General features: G+C 73.6%; 9 protein-coding genes. 7 read left to right on the top strand and 2 right to left on the bottom strand.

The window, feature by feature from the left end; translation table 11 throughout:
• Nucleotides 1-28: 28 nt before the first annotated feature.
• Entirely contained in the window at nucleotides 29-2,983 is a 2,955-nt protein-coding gene (locus tag AC5677_RS25685) for a lysylphosphatidylglycerol synthase transmembrane domain-containing protein (RefSeq protein ID WP_497190287.1), read from the bottom strand.
• A gap of 188 nt (nucleotides 2,984-3,171) precedes the next feature.
• Here AC5677_RS25685 and AC5677_RS25690 point away from each other — a divergent pair, with 188 nt between their 5' ends.
• From AC5677_RS25690 to nudC, 5 genes are all read left to right on the top strand, one after another.
• Nucleotides 3,172-3,582, top strand: coding sequence for an MGMT family protein (locus tag AC5677_RS25690; protein WP_497190288.1), 411 nt, complete (start codon nucleotides 3,172-3,174; stop codon nucleotides 3,580-3,582).
• 119 nt (nucleotides 3,583-3,701) lie between these two features.
• Entirely contained in the window at nucleotides 3,702-7,040 is a 3,339-nt protein-coding gene (locus AC5677_RS25695) for an ATP-dependent helicase (protein WP_497190289.1), read from the top strand.
• 198 nt (nucleotides 7,041-7,238) lie between these two features.
• Nucleotides 7,239-10,889 carry an ATP-dependent helicase gene (locus tag AC5677_RS25700; protein ID WP_497190290.1) on the top strand — a complete coding sequence of 1,217 codons (3,651 nt, stop codon included), beginning with the start codon at nucleotides 7,239-7,241 and terminating at the stop codon, nucleotides 10,887-10,889.
• Nucleotides 10,890-10,899: 10 nt separating this feature from the next.
• Complete coding sequence (locus AC5677_RS25705; RefSeq protein ID WP_497190291.1) at nucleotides 10,900-12,312, top strand: dipeptidase; 1,413 nt, start codon at nucleotides 10,900-10,902, stop codon at nucleotides 12,310-12,312.
• Nucleotides 12,313-12,391: 79 nt separating this feature from the next.
• Nucleotides 12,392-13,330, top strand: coding sequence for an NAD(+) diphosphatase (gene nudC / locus AC5677_RS25710; RefSeq protein ID WP_497190292.1), 939 nt, complete (start codon nucleotides 12,392-12,394; stop codon nucleotides 13,328-13,330).
• A gap of 71 nt (nucleotides 13,331-13,401) precedes the next feature.
• On the opposite strand, the gene AC5677_RS25715 is transcribed toward nudC, so the two are convergent.
• Nucleotides 13,402-13,644, bottom strand: a complete 243-nt coding sequence (locus tag AC5677_RS25715; RefSeq protein ID WP_497190293.1) for a mycoredoxin — start codon at nucleotides 13,642-13,644, stop codon at nucleotides 13,402-13,404.
• A gap of 573 nt (nucleotides 13,645-14,217) precedes the next feature.
• Here AC5677_RS25715 and AC5677_RS25720 point away from each other — a divergent pair.
• Nucleotides 14,218-16,443: an ATP-dependent DNA helicase UvrD2 gene (locus tag AC5677_RS25720; protein ID WP_497190294.1), complete on the top strand. Its 2,226-nt coding sequence runs from the start codon at nucleotides 14,218-14,220 to the stop codon at nucleotides 16,441-16,443.
• A 145-nt stretch (nucleotides 16,444-16,588) separates the two neighbouring features.
• Nucleotides 16,589-16,918 (top strand): hypothetical protein, encoded by a 330-nt coding sequence (locus AC5677_RS25725; protein ID WP_497190295.1) that lies wholly within the window; start codon nucleotides 16,589-16,591, stop codon nucleotides 16,916-16,918.
• Nucleotides 16,919-16,975: the final 57 nt, after the last annotated feature.

The raw sequence follows: 16,975 nt of genomic DNA on the forward strand, positions 1-16,975 counted from the left end.
CGGCGCCTTTCGCATGCCCGGCCGCCGCTCAGATCTCGCCCTTACGGGTCAGATAGCTGAAGGCCAGCCAGCCCGGCAGCACCGGCAGCCAGAACACCATCAGCCGGAACAGCAGCACCGCCGGGAACGCCGTGGCACTCGGGAGCCCGGCGACCGTCAGCGCACCGAGCAGCGCCGTCTCCACGGCACCCAGACCGCCCGGCGTCGGGGCGGCCGAGCCCAGCGCGTTCCCGGCGAGGAACGCGACCGCGATACTCGCGTAACTGATCTTGTCGCTGCCGCCGAACGCGCGGATCGACGCATCCAGGCACATCACGTTCGCCGCCGTCAGCAGCAGCATCCCGCCGATACCCGTGATCAGCTTCCCCGGCCGCTGGAGGATGTCCAGCATCCGCGGGACCACCCCGGCGAACAGCGACCGCACCCGCGTCGAGACGAACTTGCGCAGCGCCGGTACGGCCGTCACCACCAGGACCAGCACCGCCACCGTCAGCAGACCGGCGATGACCGTACGCGACGGCGAGATCTGCGGCGCGTGCTCGGTGCCGGTCAGATAGCCGAAGGCCAGCAGCAGCAGGATGTGACTGCCCAGGCCGAACAGCTGGGACGCGCCGACGCTGGCCACCGCCAGGCCCGACCGGACCCCGGCACGCTGCAGGAACCGGGTGTTGAGCGCCACCCCGCCGATCGCCGCGGGCGCCACCAGCTTCACGAAGTTGCCCGCGATCTGCGCCAGCACCGTCCTGACGAACGGCACCTTCTCCGTGACGAACCCCAGCAGGCTCATCGCCGCCGCGGGATACGTCAGCGCCGAGAAGAACATCGCGACCAGGACCCACTCCCACCGGGCCTCGCTGATCACATCGCCCAGGTTGAAGTTGGTCAGCTGCGACATCAGCAGATACGCCGCGAACGCCCCGGCGATCCAGCTGATCAGGATGCGCGGGCTCAGCCGCTCCAGCTTCGCCGGCTCGATCACCGCCGTCGGGCGGATCAGCAGCACCTGGCGGCGGATCTGCGCCAGCAGATCCTCCTCGCGGGCCTCCTCCGACGCCTCCTCCAGGGCGCGCTTCTCGGCGTTCTTCGCGGCATGCCGCTCGGCCCGCAGCGTCTTGCGGTCCTGGGGGCCCGCCGCCTCCCGGGCCTCGCGCGCCTCCTTGGCGGCCTCCGACGCGGCCAGTACGGCCTCCCGCTCCCGCTTGGCGCGCTCGCGGGCCAGCTGGCGCAGCGTCGCCCGGGTCGTACGGCTGAGCGCGATCGGCTGGAGCAGCGGGAGGCTGTCGGCGACCGCGTCCGGGCCGAGCACCTCGACGGCCGCCGCCACCGCCCGCTCGGCGCCCACCCGCAGCCCGCAGGTGGCCAGCAGCTGGGCGATGTCCATCCGCAGCACGACGTCCCCGGCCGCGATCTCCCCGCCCCGCAGCTCGGTCAGCACGATGTTGCCGGAACGATCCACCAGAAGCGCATCACCCACCAGCCGCCGGTGCGCGATCCGCCGCGACTGGAGCGCCTCGACCTGCCGCCAGGCGCTGTGCATCAGCGCATCGGTGATCTCCTCGTCGGCCAGCGAGTCGAAGGTGCGGCCGCCGATGTGCTCGTAGACCAGCATCACCGCGTCCGGGCCGAGCTCGGACGTGGCGATCAGCTTCGGGGCGTTGGCGCCCGCCGCGATCGCCGCGTACGCCAGCAGCGCCTCCTGCTCCAGGGCCTGGCGCAGCGACAGCAGGCTGCGGCGCTGGTTGATGCCGCGCAGCGACAGCCGCCGCCACACCCGGTAGAAGAAGCCCTGCGCCTGCTGCTCGCGGTCCACGACGGTGACGTCGATGGGCGGGCCGTCCTCCAGGGTGACGAGGTAGCGGCGGCCGCGGTCGGCGTTCTCGGAGTGGTCCGGGCCCGCCGTGCCCGCGGCGTCCCCGGCGCTCTCGGCGAGCTCGGCGCGCATCGCGCTGACCGGGTGGAAGCCGACCCGGCGCAGCCCCGCGAGGAGGTTCTGACCGGTGGGGCGGACATTGGGGGAGCCGACGGCGTAGAGGGTGCCGTAGGCGACCGTCCAGCCGATCAGCACGGTCGTGACGATCGCGAACGGCGTGGTGTACCGGCCGACCAGCACCGCGAACGCGTCCAGCAGCAGCACGGCCCACATCGCGACCCGCCACCGCGGCCGCCGGGACATGCCCACCGCCGTCATATAGGCGATCACGGGCGCCAGATAGCTGTGCACCGGCGCCGACAGGGAACCGTTCTCCAGCGGCTGGGTGAGCGCCGCCCGGATGGACGGCGGGGCCGCCTCGGCCACCCACAGATCGGTGGCCAGCGACACGCCGTGCGCCAGCACGGCCGCCAGCACACCGTCCGCGATCCGCAGCCCGTCCCGCTTGATCAGCCGCTCCACCGCGAACGCCACCGGCACGATCAGCACCGCGACGCTGGACGTCAGCCCCGCCAGGTTGATCAGCAGCTCGGGCGCCGCCCCGAAGCCCTTGCCGATGTCGTTCTTCAGCCCCTGGGTGGTGCCGTGCGCGAACGTGGCGAGTCCCAGGACCAGCGCGATCCCGACGATGCCCAGCAGCAGCCGCAGCAGGTCGGAGGGGCGGTGCACCCGGGCGGGCAGCAGCGGCTCGTCGCCGGAGACCCGGTCGACGTGGAACTCGCCGTGCTCGTCGGCGGTCAGATCGGCGCGGTGCGAGCCCGTACGGGGCGCCTCCGCGGCGCGCTGCTCGTCCCTGCGCCCGGTCCGCCCGCGGTCCTTGTCGCGGTCGCGGTCGCTGTCGCCTGAGTGCGGCTCCTCCTCGTGGCGCGCGCGTGGCTCGGGGTCCGCGGGCTCTTTCGGCCTCTCGGACGCCTCGGGGGGTTCGGCCTTCTTGATCGTGCTCGCCTTTTCCGTCGGCTTGGGGGCGCCGGCGGCCAGCGCGTCAGGGGCGCCCGCCTCCCGTGGAGGCGCCGCACCCTGCTGCTCGGCCGTCTCTTCTTGATCTCGTATCACCAGTCACCGTCCGGAAGATGGTGGCACGGCCGACCAGTGGTGGGGGGCATCAGGGTGCATTTCGGGGGTGCGGGAAGCGGAACGATCTCCACCGCTGCGCGCCGACGGCACCCGGCCGGCGAACCGCCAGGGGAACCTGGACCGTGTGTCCGATCCCATTGTCGGTGCCGTGCGGCAGGATGGACCGAATGAGTGGGAGTGACGAGACGGAGGCGGACACCGAAGCCGCTGAGCTGCCCGCATACGCCGAGCGCGTACTGAGCGTCGCCGAGCTGATCCCGGCCGGACGGGTCATGACCTACGGGGATGTCGCCGAGTGGCTTGAAGACGGAGGACCGCGGCAGGTCGGACGGGTGATGGCCCTCTACGGCGGCGCCGTGCCCTGGTGGCGGGTGGTCCGCTCGGACGGCGTCCTCCTGCCCGGCCACGAGCTGCGCGCACTGGCGCACTACCGCGAAGAGGGCACGCCCCTGCGCGAGGCCTCGCGGACCGCCCTCGGCAGGGGCGCGCGAAGCGCATCGATGGGGGGCGGTGGCCGGGCGACGGGTGGGCACATACCGCGCCTGGACATGCGACGGGCCCGCTGGGACGGCTCGTGAGCCGACTGGCGTAGCGTTCTCCGGCGCCGCCGTCACCAACGGCCCGATACCCGGCCCCAGGCGCGCCCACCACCCGCACCACACCCCGATCAGCAACCCCACCAGGACCGGCGATCCACGTGAGTTCCTCCTTCTCGGCCGTCCCGTCGGTCCCGTCGCAGCGCGCGGCGCGACGGGACGCCCCCGGCGCGTACCGACTGGTGCGCACCCCGCCGGTGCCGGTGGATCCTCCTGCCTTGGACGCAGCCCAGCGCGCCGTGGTTGACCACCGCCACGGCCCGCTCCTGGTACTCGCCGGCCCCGGCACCGGCAAGACCACGACCCTCGTGGAGTCGGTGGCCGCCCGCATCCGCGACGGCGCCGACCCCGAGCGGATCCTCGTCCTCACCTTCAGCCGCAAGGCCGCCGTGGAACTCCGCGACCGCCTCGCCGCCCGCGCGGGCGCCGGCCACACCCCCCAGGCCACCACCTTCCACTCCTTCGCCTACGCCCTGGTCCGCGCCCACCAGGACGCCGATCTCTTCGCCGACCCGCTGCGCCTGCTCTCCGGTCCCGAACAGGACCTCCTCGTCCGCGAGCTCCTCGAAGGCCAGGCCGAGCTGGCCGGCGACGGCCGCGCCCAGGTCAGCTGGCCCGACGAACTACGGGCCTGCCTGACCACCCGCGGCTTCGCCGACGAGGTCCGCGCGGTGCTCGCCCGCAGCCGCGAACTGGGCCTGGGCCCCGACGCTCTCGGCGCCTTCGCCCGGCGCACCGGCCGCCCCGACTGGAGCGCCGCCGCCGCCTTCCTGGCCGAATACCTCGACGTCCTGGACGCCCAGGGCGTCCTGGACTACGCCGAACTGATGCACCGCGCCGTCCTGCTCATCGAGGACCCCCGCATCGCCGCCAAGCTGGCGGCCGCCTACGACGCGGTCTACGTCGACGAATACCAGGACACCGACGTCGCCCAGGTCCGGCTGCTGCGCGCACTGGCCGGCCACCACGGCGCACCCGGCACACCAGGCTCCCCCGGCCGCACACTCCTCGCCTTCGGCGACCCCGACCAGTCGATCTACGCCTTCCGCGGCGCCGACGTCGGCGGCATCCTCGACTTCCCCCAGACCTTCCGGCGCGCCGACGGCACCCCCGCCCCCGTGGAGGTCCTGCGCACCTCCCGACGCTCCGGCGCGAACCTGCTCGCCGCCACGCGGCTGCTCACCCACCGGATGCCGCTCACCCGCCTGCCCGCCCGAAAAGTCCGCGCCCACCGCGAACTGACCCCGGTACGCGACGGCGGCCGCATCGAGGCGTACACCTACCCGACACCGGGCGCCGAACTGGACAACATCGCCGACATCCTGCGCCGCGCCCACCTGGAGGACGGCGTGCCCTGGCGCGACATGGCCGTCCTCGTACGCGCCGGCGGGCGCTCGATACCCGCCGTACGCCGGGCGCTCACCTCCGCCGGAGTGCCCCTCGACATCGACGGCGACGACCTCCCGCTGCGCCACGAACCCGCCGTCGCACCCCTCCTGACCGCGCTGCGGGCGGCCGCCCGGGCGGCACTCCACGCGGCGCCCGACGCACCCCACCCGCTCGACACCGAGACCGCCCTCGACCTGCTGGCCTCCCCCCTGGGCGGCATGGACGCCACCGACCTGCGCCGCCTGGGCCGCGCCCTGCGCGAGGAAGAGCGCGCCGCCGGCCAAGCACTGCCCCGACCCTCCGACGAACTGATCGCCCAGGCCCTCGCCGAACCCCAGCGCCTGGTGGCCCACGACCCCGCGTACGCCCGCGGCGCCCAGCGGCTCGGCCTGCTGCTGCGCAAGGCCCGCGAAATCCTCGCCGGCGGCGGCACCGCCGAAGCCGCCCTGTGGGAACTGTGGGACAACACCCCCTGGCCGGGCCGCCTGGAACGGGCCGCCCGCCGCGGCGGCGCCGCCGGCCGCAACGCCGACCGCGACCTCGACGCCGTCGTCGCCCTCTTCGAGACCGCCGCCCGCGCCGAGGAACGCACCGGCGGCCGCGGCGCCCTCAACTTCCTCGAAGAACTCGACGCCCAGGACATCGCCGCCGACACCCTCACCCGCCGCACCGTCCAGCCCGACGCCGTACGCCTGATGACCGCACACCGCGCCAAGGGCCTGGAATGGCACCTCGTCATCGTCGCGGGCGTCCAGGAAGGACTCTGGCCCGACCTGCGCCGCCGCGGCTCCCTCCTGGAGGCCGACCGCATCGGCCGCGACGGCCTCGCCGAACCCCTCACCCCCGGCGCGCTGCTCGCCGAGGAACGCCGCCTGTTCTACGTGGCCGCCACCCGCGCCCGCGAACGCCTCGTCGTCACCGCCGTCAAGGCCGCCGCCGACGACGGCGACCAGCCCTCCCGCTTCCTGACCGAACTCGGCACCACCCCTCAGGACATCACCGGCCGCCCCCGCCGCCCCCTCGCCGTCGCCGCCCTGGTCGCCGAACTCCGCGCCACCACCGTCGACCCCACCGCCACCGACGCACTGCGCGACGCCGCCGCCCAGCGGCTCGCCAAACTGGCCGCACTCACCGACGACGACGGCCACCCCCTCGTCCCCGCCGCCCACCCCGACAGCTGGTGGGGCCTGCACGAACCCACCCACAGCGGCGTCCCGCTGCGCGACCGCGACCGGCCCGTGGTGCTCTCCGGCAGCGCCCTCGACCAGCTCGCCAACACCTGCTCCCTCCAGTGGTTCCTCGGCCGCGAGGTCAAGGCCGACAAACCCGCCACCGCCGCCCAGGGCTTCGGCAACGTCATCCACGTCCTCGCCGACGAGGTCGCCTCCGGCCGCAGCCCCGCCGACCTCAATGTCCTGATGGCGCGCCTCGACTCCGTCTGGGACGCCCTCGCCTTCGACGCCCCCTGGAAATCCCGCCAGGAAAAGGACACCGCCCGCGCCGCCCTGGAACGCTTCCTGCGCTGGCACGTCATGGCCCGCGACACCCACGGCCGGCACGCCGTCGCCGCCGAACACGGCTTCGACGTCACCCTCCAGGCCGGCGCCTACCAGATCCGCATCCGCGGCAGCATGGACCGCGTCGAACGTGACGCCCACGGCCGCGCCTACGTCGTCGACTTCAAGACCGGCAAGAACAAACCCACCGGCCCCGAGGTCGCCCGCCACCCCCAGCTCGCCGTCTACCAGCTCGCCGTCCGCGAAGGCGCGGTCGACGACGCCTTCGACGGCACCACCCCCGCCCCCGGGGGCGCCGAACTGGTCCACCTGCGCCTCGGTGCACCCCAGAAGGAAGGCGGCGACGCGCTGCCCGCCGTACAGGCCCAGCCGCCGCCCGGGACCGACGGCGAATGGATCGGCGAACTCCTCGCCACCGCCGCGGGCCGCGTCCTGGAAGAACGCTTCACCCCCACCACCGGCACCCACTGCACCCACTGCGCCTTCCACGCCTCGTGCAGCGCCCGGCCGGAGGGACAGCACATCGTGGAGTGAGCCGGCGGGTGGCCGGGTGGCCGGCCGGGCGGGCGGGCGCGCGGCGGCCGGGGGAGCTGCGGCCCCGGCCCCCGGCCCCGGCCCCGGCCCCCGGCCCCGGCCCCGGCCTCAGCCTCGGCCTCGGCCGAAGAAGCCCCTGACCTGCGCAAACGACCCGGCCCGCCGCGATTGTCAGTGCCGCCCGTTACGGTTTGCGATGTGTCAGCCCGCATCACCGACCCCGAGCAGCTCAAGGAGCTCCTCGGCATCCCGTTCACCCCGGAGCAGACGGCGTGCATCACCGCCCCGCCCGCCCCGCAGGTCATCGTGGCCGGAGCCGGCTCCGGCAAGACGACGGTCATGGCCGCACGCGTGGTCTGGCTCGTGGGCACGGGCCAGGTCGCCCCCGAACACGTCCTCGGGCTGACCTTCACCAACAAAGCCGCCGGCGAGCTCGCCGAACGCGTACGCGCCGCCCTGCTCGCGGCCGGCGTCACGGACCCCGCCGCCCTCCCCGCCGACACCCCCGGGGCCGACCAGCCCCCCGGAGAGCCCCGCATCTCCACCTACCACTCCTTCGCCGGCCAGCTCCTCAAGGACCACGGCCTGCGCATCGGCCTCGAACCAAGCGCCCGCCTCCTCGCCGACGCCACCCGCTTCCAGCTCGCCGCCCGCGTCCTGCGCGCCGCCCCCGGCCCCTACCCGGCCCTCACCAAATCCCTGCCCGCCCTCGTGGAGGACCTCCTCGCCCTCGACGGCGAGCTCGCCGAACACCTCGTGGACCCCGACCGCCTCCACGCCTACGACAGCGACCTCCTCGCCACCCTGGACGGCATCAAGCTCACCAACGCCGACCTGCGCAAGATCCCCGAAACCGCCCGCGCCCGCCGCGAACTCCTCGACCTCGTCGGCGCCTACCGCGACGAGAAACGCCGCCGCGACCTCCTCGACTTCGGCGACCAGATCGCCCTGTCCGCCACCCTCGCCACCACCCGCCCCGAAGTCGGCCAGGCCCTGCGCGACGCCTACCGCGTCGTCCTCCTCGACGAGTACCAGGACACCTCCGTCGCCCAGCGCCTCCTGCTCTCCGGCCTCTTCGGCGCCGGAAACGGGACCGGCACCGGCAACGAGACCGGCACCGGCAACGAGACCGGCACCGGAAACGCCACCGCCACCGCCACCGGCGCCGGGCATCCGGTCACCGCCGTCGGCGACCCCTGCCAGGCCATCTACGGCTGGCGCGGCGCCTCCGTCGCCAACCTCGACGACTTCCCCACCCACTTCCCCTTCCAGGACGGCACCCCCGCCCGCCGCTTCACCCTCAGCGAGAACCGCCGCAGCGGCGGCCGCCTCCTCGACCTCGCCAACGGCCTCGCCGCCCCCCTGCGCCAGATGCACGAAGGCGTCGAAGCGCTGCGCCCCGCCCCCGGCGCCGAACACCACGGCACGGTCCGCTGCGCCCTGCTGCCCACCCACGCCGAAGAGCTCACCTGGCTCGCCGACTCCCTCGCCCACCTCGTCCGCACCGGCACCCCGCCCGGCGAGATCGCCGTCCTGTGCCGCACCGCCGCCGACTTCGCCCGCATCCAGGGCGAGCTGGTCGCCCGCGACATCCCCGTCGAGGTCGTCGGCCTCTCCGGGCTCCTCCACCTCCCCGAGATCGCCGACCTCGTCGCCGTCTGCGAGGTCCTCCAGGACCCCACCGCCAACGCCTCCCTGGTCCGTCTCCTCACCGGCCCCCGCTGGCGCATCGGCCCCCGTGACCTCGCCCTCCTCGGCCGCCGCGCCCGCACCCTCGTCCACCACGGTGCGCCCTCCGACGACCCCGAACAGCGCCTCGCCGAAGCCGTCGAGGGCACGGACCCGGCCGAGACCATCTCCCTCGCCGACGCCCTCGACACCTTCCTGGAAGCCGACGGCCCCGACGACGGCCTGCCCTTCTCCGACGACGCCCGCATCCGCTTCGCCCGCCTCGCCACCGAACTCCGCGACCTGCGCCGCGCTCTGAGCGACCCCCTCATGGACGTGCTCCACCGCGTCCTGGCCACCACCGGCCTGGAGGTCGAACTCTCCGCCTCCCCCCACGCCCTCGCCGCCCGCCGCCGCGAAACCCTCGGCACCTTCCTCGACATCGCCGCCGGCTTCGCCGCCAAACAGGGCGGCGCCGCCCTCGACGGCGAGGCCTCCCTGCTCGCGTTCCTCGGCTTCCTGCACACCGCCGCCCAGTACGAAAAGGGCCTGGACAGCTCCCTCCCCGGCGGCGACAACACCGTCAAGGTCCTCACCGCCCACAAGTCCAAGGGCCTGGAATGGGACGTCGTCGCCGTCCCCGGCCTGGTCACCAAGCAATTCCCCAGCGAACAGGCCCGCGAGTCCTGGATCACCCAGCCCAAGGTCCTCCCGCACGCCCTGCGCGGCGACGCCGCCACCCTCCCCGACGTCGAGGAATGGGCCGCCCGCGGCCTGAAGAACTTCAAGGAGGCGATGAAGCACCACCAGGAGACCGAGGAACTCCGCCTGGGCTACGTCACCTTCACCCGCCCCCGCTCCCTCCTCCTCGGCTCCGGCCACTGGTGGGGCCCCCACCAGAAGCGACCCCGCGGCCCCTCCGCCTTCCTCCAGGCCCTGCGCGAGCACTGCGAAGCCGGCCACGGCGAGATCGAGGCCTGGGCCGACGCCCCGGAAGAGCACGCCGAAAACCCCACCCTCACCGAAGCAGCCACCGAACAGGCCTGGCCGCTCCCCCTGGACCCCGACGCCACCGCCCGCCGCCGGGCCGCCCGGGCCACGGTCCTCCGCCACCTCGCACGGCTGGGCCGGACCCCCGCCCCGGTCCCCGCCCCCGCCGTCCCCTCCGGGTCCCTCTTCGCCGACGCCCCGGATTGGCCCCCGCCCCCGGAGGACGAGGCGGCCGGGGAGCCGTACCCCGATCCGTACGACGACACCTACGCCGACGCATACGACGACCCCTACGCCGACCCGTACGACACCGACGAACCCGACCCCTTCGACGACGACCCCGAGCCCTTCGGCGACGCCCCCGAAGCCCCGGCCCCCCGCATCATCGCCCAGCGCTCCGCCCCACCCCCCACCCCCGAGGACACCGCCCGCGCCCTCCTCCCCGAGGAACGCCGCACCGTAGGGTCCTGGGACCGCGACCTCGACGCCCTCGCCGACGAGCTGCGCCGCTCCCGGGCCACGGTCACCGACGTCCCCCTCCCGCCTTCCCTGAGCGCCACCCAACTCCTCCACCTCGCCGCCGACCCCGACGGCTTCGCCCGCGAGCTCGCCCGCCCCATGCCCCGCCCGCCGCTGCCCGGCGCCCGCCGCGGCACCCGCTTCCACGCCTGGGTCGAATCCCGCTTCGAGGAACTGACGCTGCCCCTGCTCGGCCCCGACGACCTCCCCGGCACCGAGCCCGACGACACGGAAATCGCCGACGAACGCGAGCTGGCGGACCTCAAGGAAGCCTTCGCCCGCACCCCGTACGCCCACCGCACCCCCTACCGCGTCGAGGCCCCCTTCCAGATCACCCTCGCCGGACGGGTCATCCGCGGCCGGATCGACGCCGTCTACAAGGAACGCGGACCCCAGGGCGACCGCTTCGAGATCATCGACTGGAAGACCACCCGCGCCCAGCCCCGCGGCCGCGGCCCATGGCGCACCCCAGGAGCCGACCCCCTCCAGCTGGCCATCTACCGCCTCGCCTGGGCCGAGCGCTACGGCCTGCGCCCCTCCGCCGTGGGAGCCGCCTTCGTCTACATCCGCAGCGGCGAGATCGTCCGGCCCCGGCGGCTGCCCGGCCGGGCCGGACTCGAACGCATCCTGCTCGGTGAGACCGCCGACCGCCCTCCCCCGGAAGGCCGATAGGCTCGGCCGTATGAGCACCACCCCGGACAATGCCGTCCGCGCGTACATCGCCGGCCACCGCGAGACGTTCCTCGACGACCTCGCGGACTGGCTGCGCATCCCCTCCGTCTCGGCCGACCCGGAGCGCGCCGGCGAGGTCCGCCGCAGCGCCGAATGGCTCGCCGCGAAGCTCACCGACACGGGCTTCCCGACCGCCGAGATATGGGAGACCGACGGCCTGCCCGCGGTCTTCGCCGAATGGCCCTCCGGCGACCCGGCCGCGCCGACCGTGCTCGTCTACGGCCACCACGACGTCCAGCCCGCCGCCCGCGAGGACGGCTGGCACACCGACCCCTTCGAGCCGCACACCGCCGACGGCAAGCTCTACGCCCGCGGCTCCGCCGACGACAAGGGCCAGGTCTTCTTCCACACCCTGGGCGTCCGCGCCCACCTCGCCGCCACCGGGCGCACCGCCCCCGCCGTCAACCTCAAGCTCCTCATCGAGGGCGAGGAAGAGTCCGGCTCCCCGAACTTCCCGGCCCTGATCGCCCGGCACGCCGACCGCCTCGCCTGCGACGCCGTGATCGTCTCCGACACCGGCATGTGGGCCGAGGACACCCCCACGGTCTGCACCGGCATGCGCGGCCTGACGGACTGCCAGATCGACCTCCGCGGTCCCGACCAGGACATCCACTCCGGATCCTTCGGCGGCGCGGTCCCCAACCCCGCCACCGAGGCCGCCCGGCTGGCCGCCGCGCTGCACGACACCGACCGCCGCGTAGCCGTCCCCGGCTTCTACGACGGCGTGATCGAGCTCACCGACCGCGAGCGCGCACTCTTCGCCGAGCTGCCCTTCGACGAGGACCGCTGGCTGCGCACCGCACACTCCCACGCCGCCCTCGGCGAGACGGGCGCCACCACCCTCGAACGCATCTGGGCCCGCCCCACCGCCGAGGTCAACGGCATCTCCGGCGGCTATCAGGGCCCCGGCGGCAAGACCATCGTGCCCGCCACCGCCCAGCTCAAGCTCTCCTTCCGGCTGGTCGCGGGCCAGGACGCGGACGCCGTCCAGCAATCCGTACGCGACTGGGTCGCCGCGAGCCTCCCGGCCGGCATCCGCCACGACATCACCTTCTGGGGCGCCACCCGCCCCTGCCTGACCCCGCTCGACCACCCCGCGCTGCAGTCCGTCGTCCGCGCCATGGGACGCGCCTTCGGCCAGAAGATCCTCTTCACCCGCGAGGGCGGCTCCGGGCCCGCCGCGGACCTCCAGGACGTCCTCGGTGCCCCGGTCCTCTTCCTCGGCATCTCCGTCCCGTCCGACGGCTGGCACGCACCGAACGAAAAGGTCGAGCTCGACCTGCTGATGAAGGGCGTCGAAACGGCCGCCCACCTGTGGAGCGACCTGGCGGACAACTGGCGGCCCCGGCCCGGCACCCCCTGACCGCGCGCCCGCGCCCGCCGTCCCGCCCCGCGCCCGAACGCAGCAATCACCCACGCCATAGGGGGAGTTGGAAACAGCAGTGACCACCTGGACCAACCAGCACAGCGCCGACCGGCCCATCACCTTCAGCGCACCCAGCGGAATCGACCGCTCCGCCCACCACCGCCTCGACGAGGCATGGCTCGCGGCCGCCTGGAGCCATCCGACGACGCGCGTCTTCGTGGTGTCCGGCGGCCAGGCGCTGATCGACGACACCCCTGACGGCCGCACCGAACTGATCATGACGCCGTCCTTCGAGGCGCCGCTGACCGAGGCCCACCGCTACTACCTCGGCACCGACGAAGAGGGCATCAGCTACTTCGCCCTCCAGAAGGACGCCCTCCCCGGCCGCCTGGACCAGTCCGCCCGCGCGGCGGGACTGCGCGAGGCGGGGCTGCTGCTGTCCCCCCGCGACGCCGGGCTGCTCGTCCACGCCGTGGCCCTCGAGAACTGGCAGCGCCTGCACCGCTTCTGCTCACGCTGCGGCGAGCGCACCGTCATCGCCGCCGCCGGCCATATCCGCCGCTGCCCCGCCTGCGGCGCCGAGCACTACCCGCGCACCGACCCGGCCGTGATCATGCTCGTCACCGACGAGGAGGACCGCGCGCTCCTCGGCCGCCAGGTCCACTGGCCCGAAGGCCGCTTCTCCACCCTCGCCGGCTTCGTCGAGCCCGGCGAGTCCATCGAGCAGTCGGTCGCCCGCGAGGTCTTCGAGGAGGCCGGCGTCGTCGTCGGCGACGTGGAATACGTGGCCAGCCAGCCCTGGCCCTTCCCCTCCAGCCTGATGCTCGGCTTCATGGCCCGCGCCACGTCCTCCGAGATCCAGGTCGACGGCGAGGAAATCGAAGAGGCCCGCTGGTTCTCCCGCGAGGACCTGCGCGCCGCCTTCGAATCCGGCGAGGTCCTCCCGCCCTACGGCATCTCCATCGCCGCGCGCCTCATCGAGCTCTGGTACGGCAAGCCGCTCCCCAGGCCCTGACCACACGACATCGTGGGCCGGACCCTGTACCGGGCCCGGCCCACGACCGTATGCGACGGGGGTGAGCCGCCTCACACACCGATCTTCTGCTTGACCTGCGCCAAGGACGGGTTCGTCAGCGTCGAACCGTCGGGGAAGCGCACGGTCGGAACCGTCTGGTTGCCGCCGTTCGCCTTCTCCACGAACGCCGCCGACTCCGGGTCCTGCTCGATGTTGATCTCGGTGTACGCGATTCCCTCGCGGTCCATCTGGCCCTTCAGCCGACGGCAGTAGCCGCACCAGGTAGTGCTGTACATCGTCACAGTGCCCGCCATGCGCCCCGCGCTCCTTTACGTCTTGTGTCTCGGTTACCACGCCGCCGCGGCACCCTGTCCGCAGCGACGACTAGAGCATGAACGCATGGAGCCCGCGGAGCATTCCCACCGGCTTCGGCTTCGGCTTCGGGGGGCGTCCGCCGCCCGGCGCTCCCGCTCTCACCGGCTTCGGGGGCCGCCCCCCGCCCCCGCCCCCGCCCTCCCCACCTCTCCCCGACCGCCCTGCCCGAGCTGGCCCCGGGCCCGGCCCGAGCCAGGTCCGAGCCGGTCCCGCCCGGCTCACGGACGTCCCGCCCGGCCGATCTCGCCGCCGCGGCATCCCCACGGTCGACGGATCGGCAGCTCGGACCGTCGGATCCCGGCGGTGCAGCCGCCCGCTCCCGGCAGTTCCGGCCGCCCGCTCCCAGCAGCTCCGGCCGGGGGATCGCCCCGGCCTCGACCGCCGGATCCATCACAGCAGAGCCGCGCGTTCCGCGTCGGCGTTCGTCCACAGCGCGGCGGCGCGGTACGACCGGAGCCGGCGCCTGTGGACAACTTTCCCGGGCGCCTCCGCGGACCTGGCAGCATGGCGGGGTGACACCAGCAACGCACTCCACTCTTTTCCCGCAGGTCCCCGAGTCGGCCGATGCGGTGCTCGACGGGCTCGACCCGGAGCAGCGCGAGGTCGCGACGGCCCTGCACGGTCCGGTGTGCGTGCTGGCCGGCGCCGGGACGGGCAAGACCCGGGCGATCACGCACCGGATCGCGTACGGGGTGCGGGCCGGGATCCTGCAGCCGGCCAGTGTGCTTGCCGTCACGTTCACCGCGCGCGCGGCGGGCGAGATGCGGGGGAGGCTGCGGCAGCTCGGTGCGGACGGCGTCCAGGCCCGGACGTTCCACTCCGCGGCTCTGCGGCAGCTGCAGTTCTTCTGGCCGAAGGCGGTGGGTGGTGAGGTCCCGCGGCTGCTGGAGCGCAAGGTCCAGCTCGTCGCCGAGGCCGCCGCGCGCTGCCGCATCCGGCTCGACCGCAATGAGCTGCGGGATGTCACGGCCGAGATCGAGTGGTCCAAGGTCACCCAGACCGTGCCCGCCGACTATCCGGCCGCGGTCGTCAAGGCCGGCCGGGAAGCGCCGCGCGACCCGGCCGAGATCGGGCAGATCTACGGCACGTACGAGCAGCTCAAGCGCGACCGGGGCAGCATCGACTTCGAGGACGTGCTGCTGCTCACGGTCGGTGTGCTGCAGGACCGGCACGACATCGCCGAGCAGGTGCGGGCGCAGTATCAGCACTTCGTCGTCGACGAGTACCAGGACGTCAGCCCGCTGCAGCAGCGGCTGCTGGAGCTGTGGCTGGGGGACCGCGACAGTCTGTGCGTGGTCGGTGACGCCAGCCAGACGATCTACAGCTTCACCGGCGCCACCCCCGACCATCTGCTCAACTTCCGGACCCGCCATCCGCACGCCACCGTCGTCAAGCTCGTCCGCGACTACCGTTCCACCCCGCAGGTCGTCCACCTCGCGAACGGGCTGCTCACCCAGGCCAGGGGCCGTGCCGCCGAGCACCGGCTGGAGCTGGTCTCGCAGCGCGATGCCGGGCCGGAGCCCGCGTATGTGGAGTACGCCGACGAGCCGGCCGAGGCGGAGGGCACGGCCCGGCGCATCCGCGACCTGATCGCCTCCGGTGTCCCGGCCGGTGAGATCGCCGTGCTCTTCCGGATCAACGCCCAGTCCGAGGTCTACGAACAGGCGCTGGCCGACGCCGGCGTGCCGTACCTGCTGCGCGGGGCCGAACGGTTCTTCGAGCGGCCCGAGGTGCGGGAGGCCGGCGTCAAGCTGCGCGGAGCGGCCCGCTTCGGGGGCAATGACGCGTTGCTCGACGACGCGGTCGGTCTGCCGTCCGAGGTGCGGGCGGTGCTCAGCGACATGGGCTGGACGAGCCGGCCGCCGGCCGGGTCCGGGGCGGTGCGCGACCGCTGGGAGTCCCTGGCGGCGCTGGTGCGGCTGGCCGAGGACTTCGCCGCGGCCCGCCCCGAGGCGACCCTCGCCGATCTGGTCGCCGAGCTGGACGAACGGGCCAACGCCCAGCACGCCCCCACGGTCGAGGGCGTCACGCTGGCGTCGCTGCATGCGGCGAAGGGCCTGGAGTGGGACGCCGTCTTCCTGGTGGGTCTCACCGAGGGCATGATGCCGATCACCTACGCCAAGACCGATGAGCAGATCGAGGAGGAGCGCCGGCTCCTCTATGTGGGAGTGACCCGTGCCCGCCTCCATCTGGGTCTGTCGTGGTCGCTGGCGCGCTCGCCCGGCGGCCGTGCGGTGCGTCGCGCCAGCCGGTTCCTCAACGGGCTGCGGCCCGGGTCCGGGGCGGCGGCCGGGCGCCGCCCGGCCGGGGCGGTCACGGGCGGCGTCGAGCGCGGCGGTGCGGCGGCGGGGGCGACCCGGCGCCGGGACCGCCGCCCGGCCCGCTGCCGGGTCTGCAACAAGACCCTGACGGATGCGGGCGAGATGAAGCTGATGCGCTGTGAGGAGTGCCCGTCGGAGATCGACGAGGCGCTGTACGAGCGGCTGCGGGACTGGCGCGCCGAACAGGCCGCGCTGACGCGGCAGCCGGCGTACTGCGTCTTCACCGACAAGACGCTGATGGCGATTTCCGAGGCGGTTCCGGGAACCGAATCGGAGCTTGCGGGCATCTCAGGGGTGGGACGGCGAAAGCTGGACCGCTACGGGGCGGATGTGCTGGCACTCTGCGCCGGCGAGGACCTCGTGGACGTGCCGGAGGAGGCATCCGAAGGCGCCGCGAAAAACTCGTCGGAAAAATAGTTTGCGTGTGTGGAGCGCAGCCCCATAGCCTTCACAAGCAACGGAGACAACGGAATCTTCCGAGATCCGATGGATCCGTGCTGTACTTGAACGAGCCTGGAACGGGATCCCCGGTCCACCGAGACGCCGAGAGGAGGCGAGCCCAGTGATCAGCTTCATCGAGACCAACAAAATGACCGATCTCTCGGTCGTCGCCACCTGCGCCCTCGGCTCCTCGCTCCCTGGCACCGGTCTGTCCGGCTTCGGCCGCCTGTCCGGTACCCAGGTCGCTCGCCCCGAGCTCATCGCTGTGCTGACGCGCAGCGAGCGCACCACGCGACCGACCGAGGCACCTGAGGTAGCAGCAGCGGCGGCACAGGCGGATGCCTTTGCCTTCGAAGCGGCGGCCAATGGTGCCGGATCCCCGGAGCAGTACCGCAAGCAGCATGAAATGTGGGCCTACCGCGGCCTCGAACCCTGGAGAGATCCAGCCTGATCGGCAGATCAGGTCGGCACCTTCCAGGGCCGCGGAACCCACACCGGGATCCGCGGC

The organism is Streptomyces sp. JLSY215 (assembly GCF_059682825.1).